The sequence below is a fragment of the Odoribacter sp. genome, from assembly GCF_985060555.1.
Genome location: NZ_CFKYFN010000025.1, coordinates 24,073 through 34,289, shown reverse-complemented (window position 1 = coordinate 34,289; position 10,217 = coordinate 24,073). Strand labels below are relative to the sequence as shown.

The 10,217-nt window shown below is 43.7% G+C and carries 11 protein-coding genes; 8 read left to right on the top strand and 3 right to left on the bottom strand.

Annotated features, from left to right (window positions below; all coding sequences use genetic code 11):
* Window positions 1–59: 59 nt before the first annotated feature.
* Together floA and AC5RDS_RS02985 are read right to left on the bottom strand one after the other, a co-directional pair.
* Window positions 60–1,061 (bottom strand): flotillin-like protein FloA, encoded by a 1,002-nt coding sequence (gene floA, locus AC5RDS_RS02990; RefSeq protein WP_013613657.1) that lies wholly within the window; start codon window positions 1,059–1,061, stop codon window positions 60–62.
* Between the two features lies 1 nt (window position 1,062).
* Window positions 1,063–1,530: an NfeD family protein gene (locus AC5RDS_RS02985; protein ID WP_013613656.1), complete on the bottom strand. Its 468-nt coding sequence runs from the start codon at window positions 1,528–1,530 to the stop codon at window positions 1,063–1,065.
* 632 nt (window positions 1,531–2,162) lie between these two features.
* Here AC5RDS_RS02985 and AC5RDS_RS02980 point away from each other — a divergent pair.
* From AC5RDS_RS02980 to AC5RDS_RS02965, 4 genes are all read left to right on the top strand, one after another.
* A complete protein-coding gene (locus tag AC5RDS_RS02980; protein ID WP_172721206.1) occupies window positions 2,163–4,997 on the top strand; it encodes a leucine-rich repeat protein in 2,835 nt (944 codons plus the stop codon).
* A 30-nt stretch (window positions 4,998–5,027) separates the two neighbouring features.
* The gene (locus AC5RDS_RS02975; RefSeq protein ID WP_118576841.1) at window positions 5,028–5,738 is read left to right on the top strand and encodes a hypothetical protein; all 711 of its coding nucleotides are present in this window, start codon (window positions 5,028–5,030) and stop codon (window positions 5,736–5,738) included.
* Between the two features lie 169 nt (window positions 5,739–5,907).
* Complete coding sequence (locus AC5RDS_RS02970) at window positions 5,908–6,258, top strand: type II toxin-antitoxin system RelE/ParE family toxin (protein ID WP_013613651.1); 351 nt, start codon at window positions 5,908–5,910, stop codon at window positions 6,256–6,258.
* Window positions 6,255–6,587: a helix-turn-helix domain-containing protein gene (locus tag AC5RDS_RS02965; protein ID WP_013613650.1), complete on the top strand. Its 333-nt coding sequence runs from the start codon at window positions 6,255–6,257 to the stop codon at window positions 6,585–6,587. The genes AC5RDS_RS02970 and AC5RDS_RS02965 overlap by 4 nt, the downstream gene beginning before the upstream one ends.
* A gap of 42 nt (window positions 6,588–6,629) precedes the next feature.
* On the opposite strand, the gene AC5RDS_RS02960 is transcribed toward AC5RDS_RS02965, so the two are convergent.
* Window positions 6,630–6,782, bottom strand: coding sequence for a hypothetical protein (locus AC5RDS_RS02960; RefSeq protein ID WP_172720638.1), 153 nt, complete (start codon window positions 6,780–6,782; stop codon window positions 6,630–6,632).
* Window positions 6,783–7,150: 368 nt separating this feature from the next.
* On the opposite strand from AC5RDS_RS02960, the gene AC5RDS_RS02955 reads away from it, so the two are divergent.
* The 4 genes from AC5RDS_RS02955 to fabD all read left to right on the top strand — a co-directional run bounded on the left by AC5RDS_RS02955 (window position 7,151) and on the right by fabD (window position 10,171).
* The gene (locus AC5RDS_RS02955) at window positions 7,151–7,789 is read left to right on the top strand and encodes a DUF6266 family protein (RefSeq protein ID WP_118159900.1); all 639 of its coding nucleotides are present in this window, start codon (window positions 7,151–7,153) and stop codon (window positions 7,787–7,789) included.
* Between the two features lie 70 nt (window positions 7,790–7,859).
* A complete protein-coding gene (locus tag AC5RDS_RS02950; RefSeq protein ID WP_172720239.1) occupies window positions 7,860–8,516 on the top strand; it encodes a hypothetical protein in 657 nt (218 codons plus the stop codon).
* 134 nt (window positions 8,517–8,650) lie between these two features.
* Window positions 8,651–9,277: a GTP cyclohydrolase I FolE gene (folE, locus tag AC5RDS_RS02945; RefSeq protein ID WP_046405574.1), complete on the top strand. Its 627-nt coding sequence runs from the start codon at window positions 8,651–8,653 to the stop codon at window positions 9,275–9,277.
* An 18-nt stretch (window positions 9,278–9,295) separates the two neighbouring features.
* Window positions 9,296–10,171, top strand: a complete 876-nt coding sequence (fabD, locus tag AC5RDS_RS02940) for an ACP S-malonyltransferase (RefSeq protein ID WP_013613646.1) — start codon at window positions 9,296–9,298, stop codon at window positions 10,169–10,171.
* Window positions 10,172–10,217: the final 46 nt, after the last annotated feature.

The window sequence follows — 10,217 nt, the reverse complement described above, 5'->3', positions numbered from 1 at the left end:
TTCCAATGGTCACTCTATACCAAACGATTGATCTCAACCGAAATTTTACGTTTTTCTCATCATCCGATCTTATCCGGTTTCTTTTTTGAACCATCAGCCGGTTTTGCGATCGATTCCCGCATTTGTGTATCGGCTTCTATATTTTTCATGCGATAATAATCCATCACGCCTAAATTACCGGAACGGAAGGCTTCCGACATCGCCAGAGGCACATTGGCTTCGGCTTCGATCACCTTCGCTTTCATCTCCTGGGCCAATGCTTTCATTTCCTGTTCTCTGGCCACAGCCATCGCCCTCCTCTCTTCCGCTTTCGCCTGAGCGATTTTCAGATCAGCTTCGGCCTGGTCGATTTGTAAACCTGCCCCGATATTTTTACCCACATCGATATCGGCAATATCGATGGAAAGGATTTCAAAAGCCGTACCGGAATCCAAACCTTTATCCAACACCACTTTGGAGATAAAATCCGGATTTTCCATCACCGCTTTATGGGATTCCGACGAACCGATCGACGACACGATCCCTTCTCCTACCCGGGCCAGCACCGTCTCTTCACCGGCACCACCGACCAAACGCTTGATATTGGCCCGGACAGTCACCCGCGCTTTAGCGATCAACTGGATACCGTCTTTAGCGACAGCCGTAACCGGAGGTGTATTGATCACTTTCGGATTTACACTCATTTGTACTGCTTCGAATACATCCCTACCGGCCAGATCCACAGCAGTTGCAATCTGAAAAGTCAGATCGATATTGGCTTTCGAAGCAGATACCAAAGCATGCACCACCTGGGCCACATGGCCTCCGGCCAGATAATGAGCCTCCAGCAAATCCCGGTATAATTCGATACCTGCCTTTTTCCCCTCGATCATTGCACTGACAATCACCGTAGGCGGCACTTTTCTCCAACGCATCAACACCAATTGTAATAAAGATATTTTCACATCCGATACTAATGCCTGGAACCACAAACCGACAGGAATCAGATACAAAATAATCCATAACAGGAACAATCCTCCGGCTATGGCGACCACCAACAAAATAACACTGCTGTTTTCCATTTCAAACTGTTTTTAATTGTACAATTACTTTATTTCTCAATACTTTAACGACCTCGACCGGACGATGGGCATCGATATAGCCCGATCTGGATTCGGCTTCCACGACCATATCCCCCAATTTTACATTTCCCATAGGTGCCAAGCGTCCTAACGTCTCTCCGCAATCTCCGGCCTTAACCGAATCCCCAATCCCCTCTACCGTCCCTTCCAGACGGGTATCCAGGCTCAGCCTTTTCCAGGTTTTTGTCCGAAGGACATACCAGGTCATCCCGAAGCCGAAGACAACCGTACCCGCCAAAATCAGATGGCCCGTCACTCCGCCATAATACGCGTATCCGAAATATACTCCGGCAATAATACTGATAAATCCCAGAATTCCGGCGACATTAATCCCCGGTAAAACCAAAATCTCCAATACCACCAGGATTGCCCCGATCAGAATCAGCATCAATACGATCAACCATTCCATAATAAATTTTTTAATTTGCTAAAGATATATTTTTTCGGGAAATATACACACATTATCACACCGAAAAATTCAACATTTCTCCTTCCTTATTTTTCCCCTTCCGGGAAACACCTATCGATCACCTACTGACCATGTTTCGATCATCTATCGCATCATACAATACATGACAGGCAGATAAACGGGAATTCGTACGCCCGTGACAACTGAAAAAGCAAGAGAATCACCGTATTTCACATTAGCATAAAATTAAAAATACACGGTTTCCTTCTTTTTATTCTAACGTTTATTATAAATTTGTAATACGGTCACTTCCGTGAGTGTTTGTAAAATGCTAATTATTCTTTATATTTGTAATTCGTTTAGAGAAATCGGGACGAAGACAATTTAATGAAAGGCGTTTAGTTTTATCCTCTCTTTTAAAATCGCCAAATTTTAAGTTACAAGGATAAACGGTACAAACGCTCATGCTTGCCATATAGTCATCTACACTATATATGGTTTAGCGTGGGGTGACTGTTTATTTGTAACAAGGTGTTTGGCGATACCTAAAAGAGGATAAACTGAGAGTTCCCACGCTATTTCTTTTTATATAATTTACCTTCAGGGAATCAGGGTTACAAAAGTATGGTTGTATGAGGTATTTATTTACTCGTTTTTTCAAGTGCCGGCACTTGATATGGATTTCCATCCTATGCGTTGCTTTCGCGGGATGCAAAAATGATTTCGACGACAGTGAATTACGCGGACAAATCGCGGACCTGGACGGGAGATTAACCTCTCTCGAAAAGTTGTGTGCACAAATGAACACGAACATCTCGTCCATGCAGACGATTGTCAACGCACTGCAACAAAACGATTACATCACGGGAGTTACTCCAATCACCGAGGGAAGCACCACGATCGGGTACACGATCACGTTCGCCAAAAACAAACCGATCACCATCTATCACGGGAAAGACGGGGAAAAAGGAGAACAAGGGAATAAAGGAGAGGATGGGAAAACTCCGGTTATCGGGATAAAACAAGACACGGACGGCATTTACTACTGGACACTGAACGGTACTTGGCTTTTAGACGATGAAGGGAAAAAACTAAGAGTAACAGGTAAAGACGGTCTTAATGGAAACACGCCCCAAATGAAAATTGAAAATGGTCGTTGGTTAGTCTCATTAGATTATGGCATTTCATGGGAAGACGTTGGACAAGCAACCGGCGAATCAGGCAAAACCCCTCTATTAGTTATAGAAAACGGTTTTTGGAAAATTTCGTGGGACAATGGAACTTCTTGGGAAACCCTGGCTCCAGCCAGTACCAGTGATATCATACCTAAAATAGAAATAACCAATGGTCGTTGGATGATATCCTGGGACAATGGCGACACGTGGCAAGATGCCGGACAGGCAACTGGGGATCAAGGTATAGCCGGTACAACACCTATCATGAAAATAGAAAACGGCAAATGGATCGTTTCTTTTGACGGAGGTACGTCCTGGAGCGATTTGGGGCAAGCAACCGGCGAAAAAGGCGAGGATGGACAAGATGGGATTGACGGAAAAACTCCAAAATTTAAAATTGAAAACAATGCCTGGTATATATCTTATGACGAAGGAGAAACCTGGAAATACATCGGACCTGCAACTGCATCTAGCGGAGGTTCATTCTTTTCACAAATAATAGATGATATTGAATATGTACATTTTATAATAGCGGAATCACAACAACTGATATCTATACCAAAATTTAAATTGCTCACGATTATTTTTACTCCTAACGAGACGGATGTACGTTTGCTCCCGAACACAACCTATTCTTTTTCTTATCTTGTAGGAGAAGCTGATGAAAAACTGGTTGTAAAGGTCGCCACACAAAATGGATTTCAAGCCGTGGTAAAACCAACAGCTTATGACCGGGGGGTAATAGAAGTTACAACTCCTGCCACGCTTGGAACTTTTTCCAAGGACAATGTTACTGTATTTTTTTTCGATGGAAAAGGACGTACCATTTTGCGCACAATCACCTTTGTGGAAGGAAAGATTCAAATACCCACGAAAAGTTATTCGGTCGGTTACGGGGGTGATCGGGTAGACGTGGAACTGGAAACCAATATCGAATATGAAGTAGAGATTTCGGAAGAAGCAAAATCTTGGGTTGAACTGATGCCAGATAGTAGGGCAACTTTTCGAACCGATCGCATTTCTTTTATGGTAAGACCTAATCCTACCGGCAAGGAACGTGTCGCAATTATAGAAATGATTGATAAACAAGGTATATCTTCAGAAAAAATCGCAATTTTTCAATCTTCCGGAGTATTACCTAAAACTTTTCATGTATCTACACCGGGAACTCTCGGTCAATTACTTGCAGAACAAGAGTTGCCTCATGAGCTAATAATATCAGGTTCATTGAATGAAAGTGATTATGCCTCCTTAAAAGACTATTCAACAGGCAAAATTTTAGATTTAACAGGTGTGACTGATACAAGTATACCCGAAGCTGCTTTCCAAGGCTCAACTGCATCCTACGTATATTTGCCATTGGGACTAACGGAAATTCCGAAAAACGCTTTTCGTGAAAGTACCATGACAACCATAGACATTCCGGAATCTGTAACATGTATTGGGGCATATGCTTTTCATCGCTCCAAAATAACATCATTAGCCCTTCCGGAAAATTTGGGACGCATAGAAGCCGGTGCTTTTGCCGGTCTCAATATCCAAGGAAATCTTGTTATTCCTGATGCGACTACCTTTATTGGGAGCACGGCATTTTGTGGAAGTACTTTTGATGGTACTTTGTCGATAGGTGAAGGTGTGAAAAAAATAGGAACGGGTGCTTTTGCCGATATAAAATTCACTGGTGATTTGATTATTCCCGATGCTGTACAGGTGATGGGCGAGAAGGCATTTCATAATGCAATTTTTACAGGTTCTTTAAAAATTGGCAACGGACTGACCGTTATTCCAAAGGATGCATTTCTTATGCAGCCAGGCAAATCCCCTAGAGATTATCCTTTTATGCGGGGGACTTTAACTATTGGAGAGAATGTAACTCGAATAGAAGAACGTGCCTTTGAATATTGTGGCTTTACAGGAGATTTAATTATTCCTGACAAGGTAGAAACGATAAACCAATACGCCTTCAGAAGTTGTTATCGATTTTCGGGTAAATTAATTTTAGGAGAAAAAGTTTCTTATATTGAGAAACATGCATTTGCTGGTAATGATCAAATATTTCCTACAGAATCGATGAAATTATCTTTCGAGGAAATACATTGCAAGGGAGTAAGACCTCCCATGATGACCAAATATGCTTTTGGGGGATCTCGTATCTCAGAGGAGCCAGTAGAAGATATCTTTTTAAATGTTCCAATATATGTACCATATTATACTATGGATTTATACAAAGAAGCTATCGGTTGGAAAACAATAGCTTCTGAATTCAAGTCGTTAGAATCATATCCAAAGTAAATTATTTTATCAATTACACAAATCAATATCATGCAAAAAGAAAGATTACAAAAACTTTGGGATAAATACAAAGGACAAATGACGTCCGGGGAGTTAAACGCCATCCTCGACCGGGGCATTTGTTACTCGAAGATAGAGAAGACACACCGAATTTTAGTCACGGGGATGAACCCGTCGTTCCGGCAAGGGGACCCGGCACGGGAGAATTCCGTGTGCGAGTACGAGTATCAAGGAATCGTGGAAGGCGGAGAAGACCGTTATTTCCTGGCTTTCGACAAGCTTTTCCCGGGAGCGTACAAGCAGGAAGTGGCGTATATGGATTTGCTGAATTTCCGGGAAACGGATCAGAATACCGTGTGGAAGTTTTGCAAAGACCCGAAAGGGCTTGAACTCGTTGCCGGGAATTTACGGTTGAGCCAGCTTTTCATCGAGCAAGTGGTGCGCCCGCGGCTGATCATGGTGAAGAACAAAGGTTCATGGTGCTTCTGGGGCAAGGAAGCAAAAGCGGATGAAAATATCTGGATGGGATACCGCTTCGAACACCTGGAATCACTCCCCTGCGGCGATTTCTGCCGCATTACAGGGCTGATAGACCACCCGGACCGGGTGAACCACGATTGCCTGTTGGAAACCAACCTGAAGGGTACGCTGGTGCTGTTCACGAGCCATTTCCAATACCAAGCTTCGGATAAACTGCCCACGCCGGAATTGCTCGCCCGGCTGTGCGGGATGATAGAATAGCCCCGAGGACTTAATGAATGTCTTGGAAGAATGGCCTGTTATTGATGTGGATTTCATCAATAACAGGCTTCTTCACGAAGAAACGATATATAACATCGGAATAAAACAAACCTACATGTTTGCTTATATGGAAACAAAATATTAATTTTGCATATACAAAGAAAAAACAATGGAAGGAAAAGTTATACAAGTAATATTGAGCAGCGAAGCGGAAAACTTTGTAAGACTTCAATCCCTAAAGACGCAACAGAAAATAGCATATAATATCCGAAAACTGGAATGCGGAGTTATGGATAAGGAACTTTTCAAGAAATTGGAGAACTCTGAAATATGGGAATTGCGTACTTTGTTCAATGGCATTTGTTATCGTCTTTTTGCCTTTTGGGATACAGACAAACGAACTTTAGTGGTAGCCACTCACGGTATAATAAAGAAAACCTCAAAGATTCCAAAGAAAGAGATAGAAAAGGCCGAATCTATAAGAAAAGAATATTTTAACAATAAAAAAATAAAGCTATGACAAAGATAAGTTTTACCCCCTCTGACAAATTAATAGACGATGCGTGGGGAAAAATAGGAACTCCCGCAAGGGACGCAATGGAAGAGCAACTCAAGGAAGAGGTTCAGGCTTATTTTGTAGGAGAAGCTATTAAAAACGCACGCCTGAAACAGCACCTCACGCAAGAAGAATTAGGCGAACGAATAGGGGTTAAACGTTCCCAAATTTGCAAGCTGGAAAACGGGAATTGCTCTATTACCCTTTCCACGATGAGGAGGGTATTCAAGGCTCTGGGAATTACAACAGCCAGCCTTGATTTAGGCATCGCGGGAAAGGTTACTTTATGGTAACCTTATAAACCCGCCAAGAAAGAATTTGATCTATACCAATTATCATACCACGTTACGATTCAACCACAAGCGGAACAACAGATCGATTATCCGGTATTTCGCCCCTCGCTGTTTTTTCGCCATTCTCTCCACGATTTTTTGATCTGTCATCATTTTCAAATACGGAGATATTTGCCCGTTCTCTTGTCCTGTCATTTCCCTGATTTCTTTCAATACCCCCCCTTGTCCGCCATCGCCAACACCGACAGCAAGCGCTGAATCTGAATGACAAATGCATCATATTTAGCTTGATAATAGAGGTGGTAACAATTGATATACGAATTATATTATATAAATTTTTTTCTATAGAAGATTTCTTCTACTAATCACTCAATAACACACTTTAAAGCAGAAAACTAACCACCTATTTATCTGCACATTACAAAACTTTTCTCTTTTTTCTGCATTTTTTTCTCCCGTAAAAGTGCAAATTTCCCCCCTCGTGTAGTAAGATACCGTATGTAAATCCCATCCAAGTGAGTTGGAGGGAAAAATGTATTATTAACAGTTTAATTTTTAAAGTTATGGCTAGAATAAGCTCAGATCCGATCGCGAACTATCGGGGACGTATTGGTAAGATCTCTTACTACATACGAGAATGCGAGAATATGGCTCGCAAAAGTTCGTCTGCAGGGAAAATTTCTGATTCGCCGGCAGCCGTTGCACAACGGACAAAGTTCGGAAGATTGATTAAATTATCCCGGGAACTCGCCCCGGCAATCACACTCGGATTTCCCCAACGTAAGCGGGGACAATCGCCGGCAAACGCCTTCATGTCCTTGAATAAGGAAATTTGCACGCTGGAAGACGATACGCTAACCGTGGACTACGAACAGCTGCAATGTGCACAAGGATCGCTCACGGAACCGGACATCACCGCCACGTACAACACTTCGACTTCAAAAATCACGTTTGAGAACACGGCTATGGAAGACCTCGCCTATTGCAATGCGGACGACAAGACGTATGGAGTGCTGGTGAACACCCAAGGGGGCGGATGCCGGGTGATTCCTCTCGGCGAACGCGGAGAAAGCGGCTCGACAAGCGTCACTCTTCCTGCAAAATGGGAAAAAGAACACGTAATAGTGTACGTTTTCGCCACGAGCGCGAACAGGAAGATGGCTTCGCCATCTGTCTGTATCACACTGACAGAAGAGGCTTAACACGACGACAGGGGGGCCCCCCCCTGTCGTCTATATAAATACCATTATCAAATATTTAAAGTATTATATCATGAAAGTCAAAGATTTTATCAACGGACAATTTCAAGGAAGACACAATAACCTTATTTTTTACACGAGAGGTAATAACACATACGTCCGGCGTTATGCCATTCCCGGCAAAAAACGGAAATGGGAAACCGAGGGACGTACCCCCAAACAGCAGGCCGTAGCGATACGCTTCAAGGCAGTACAAGTTTTTTACATGACGTTTGCCAAACAAGTGTCGCCCGAAATCTGGCGGGCCGTGGCAAAAACAGTGGGACGACACGCCCCGAACGTGTTTTTCTCAAGAAACTTCCATTGCTTCGGGGAGGAAGGCCAAATCGCCGATTTCGGGAATTTCATGTTCACGGACGGCACTTTACCTCTCCCCAGGAATCTGGAAGTAAGCGGGGAAGGTCCTCTGTTCAAGGTCACATGGCAAGAAGAACGGATGTGGAAAACCGTATCCGGAACGGACAGATTACAAATAGGGGTATTATATGACAACGATTCCCGTATCCCCCGGGTCGCCAGCCAGGTAAAAGGAAGACGCGGAGAGCTGCATGGAGAATTTACCCTCGATGAATCCATCGGAAAAAAGGCGCACGTGTACATTTTCTTCTGCAACGAAACCGGCACCAGGTTCTCCGCCTGCCGATATTTCCACGTGAAAATAAATTCATGATAAAACATGAACAAAAACCCGGTCCATGAAATTCCTGTTCCCGATTTTCAATTCTCGATTATTATATTTTACTTTGTACCGGGTTTTTCATTACCGACACGAATGATAAATCAAGCATATAAAAGAGAGTTTGAATGAAATACACGGAATTGAACGACTGCGAAGAATTCTACCACAAAGTAGAATACTACAATAAAACAAAGACCGAACAATTAAGTTACCATTATAAAGAAATACTGAAACTGCTGGGCGAAGACCCCGACAGGGAAGGTTTGGTAAAAACTCCCTACCGCGTGGCAAAAGCCATGCAATTTATGACAAGGGGGTATCACGAGAATCCGGAGGAAATTCTGCGGTCGGCACTTTTCAAAGAAGATTACCGCCAGATGGTTATTGTGAAAAACATCGAGATCTATTCCATGTGTGAACACCATATGTTGCCTTTCATCGGGCAGGCTCACGTGGCGTATATCCCGAACGGATACATCACCGGGCTAAGCAAAATAGCACGGGTAGTGGAAGCTTTTTCCAGAAGACTGCAAGTACAGGAAAGATTGACAAACGACATAAAGAACTGCATCCAGAACACCCTCAACCCCCTGGGCGTTGCCGTGGTGATCGAAGCACAGCACATGTGTATGATGATGCGGGGCGTTCAAAAACAAAACTCGGTAACAACGACTTCCGACTTCAGCGGCGCATTCGAGAAACTCGCCACGCGGGAGGAATTCATCCGGCTGATCAGTAATAAGTTTCATTAAGAAATAAACAAAACGAGTATGAAAAAAGCATTTGTTTTCCCGGGACAGGGAGCTCAATTCGTAGGAATGGGCAAGGATTTGTATGAAAACTCACCCGAAGCAAAAGAATTATTTGAAAAAGCGAACGAAATATTGGGATTCCGCATTACGGATCTGATGTTCAACGGCACCGACGAAGACCTGAAACAAACCAAAGTAACCCAACCGGCGATATTCCTTCACTCCGTGATTCTGGCCAACTCGCTGACCGAAACTCCGGATATGGTAGCCGGCCACTCCCTGGGAGAATTCTCAGCCCTGGTCGCTGCCAAAGCTTTATCTTTCGAAGACGGATTACGCCTGGTACACGCCAGAGCGCTGGCGATGCAAAAAGCCTGCGAAGCCAATCCTTCTACCATGGCCGCAGTGATCGGAATGGCCGACGAAAAAGTAGAAGCGATCTGTAAAGAGATCGACGAAGTGGTGGTTCCCGCCAACTACAATTGTCCGGGGCAGATCGTTATTTCAGGTAGCAACAAAGGGATCGAGACCGCTTGCCAGAAACTGACCGAAGCCGGAGCGAAACGTGTATTGCCTTTAAAAGTCGGAGGTGCCTTCCACTCTCCGTTGATGGAACCGGCACGCCAGGAACTGGAAACAGCCATTAAAAACACCCGTTTCTCAACCCCGGTCTGCCCGATCTATCAGAATGTAGATGCCCAACCTTATACCGATCCGGCTAAGATTCAGGAAAACCTGATCGCCCAATTGACCGCATCGGTCAGATGGACACAGATCATGAAAAATATGATTGCCGACGGAGCTACCTCTTTCCTGGAAATCGGACCGGGCAAAGTATTACAAGGCCTGCTTAAAAAGGTCAGCACCGAAATCGAGACCAACGGTATTCAATAAAAATTACTGAGAGAATCTGAGATTCCGTTGAGACAATTTTTCTAAA

Bases quoted from the DNA above. Each gene is read 5' to 3' on its own strand.
- floA (WP_013613657.1), bottom strand. From the start codon at position 1,061: ATGGAAAACAGCAGTGTTATTTTGTTGGTGGTCGCCATAGCCGGAGGA.
- AC5RDS_RS02985 (WP_013613656.1), bottom strand. From the start codon at position 1,530: ATGGAATGGTTGATCGTATTGATGCTGATTCTGATCGGGGCAATCCTG.
- AC5RDS_RS02980 (WP_172721206.1), top strand. From the start codon at position 2,163: ATGAGGTATTTATTTACTCGTTTTTTCAAGTGCCGGCACTTGATATGG.
- AC5RDS_RS02975 (WP_118576841.1), top strand. From the start codon at position 5,028: ATGCAAAAAGAAAGATTACAAAAACTTTGGGATAAATACAAAGGACAA.
- AC5RDS_RS02970 (WP_013613651.1), top strand. From the start codon at position 5,908: ATGGAAGGAAAAGTTATACAAGTAATATTGAGCAGCGAAGCGGAAAAC.
- AC5RDS_RS02965 (WP_013613650.1), top strand. From the start codon at position 6,255: ATGACAAAGATAAGTTTTACCCCCTCTGACAAATTAATAGACGATGCG.
- AC5RDS_RS02960 (WP_172720638.1), bottom strand. From the start codon at position 6,782: ATGACAGGACAAGAGAACGGGCAAATATCTCCGTATTTGAAAATGATG.
- AC5RDS_RS02955 (WP_118159900.1), top strand. From the start codon at position 7,151: ATGGCTAGAATAAGCTCAGATCCGATCGCGAACTATCGGGGACGTATT.
- AC5RDS_RS02950 (WP_172720239.1), top strand. From the start codon at position 7,860: ATGAAAGTCAAAGATTTTATCAACGGACAATTTCAAGGAAGACACAAT.
- folE (WP_046405574.1), top strand. From the start codon at position 8,651: ATGAAATACACGGAATTGAACGACTGCGAAGAATTCTACCACAAAGTA.
- fabD (WP_013613646.1), top strand. From the start codon at position 9,296: ATGAAAAAAGCATTTGTTTTCCCGGGACAGGGAGCTCAATTCGTAGGA.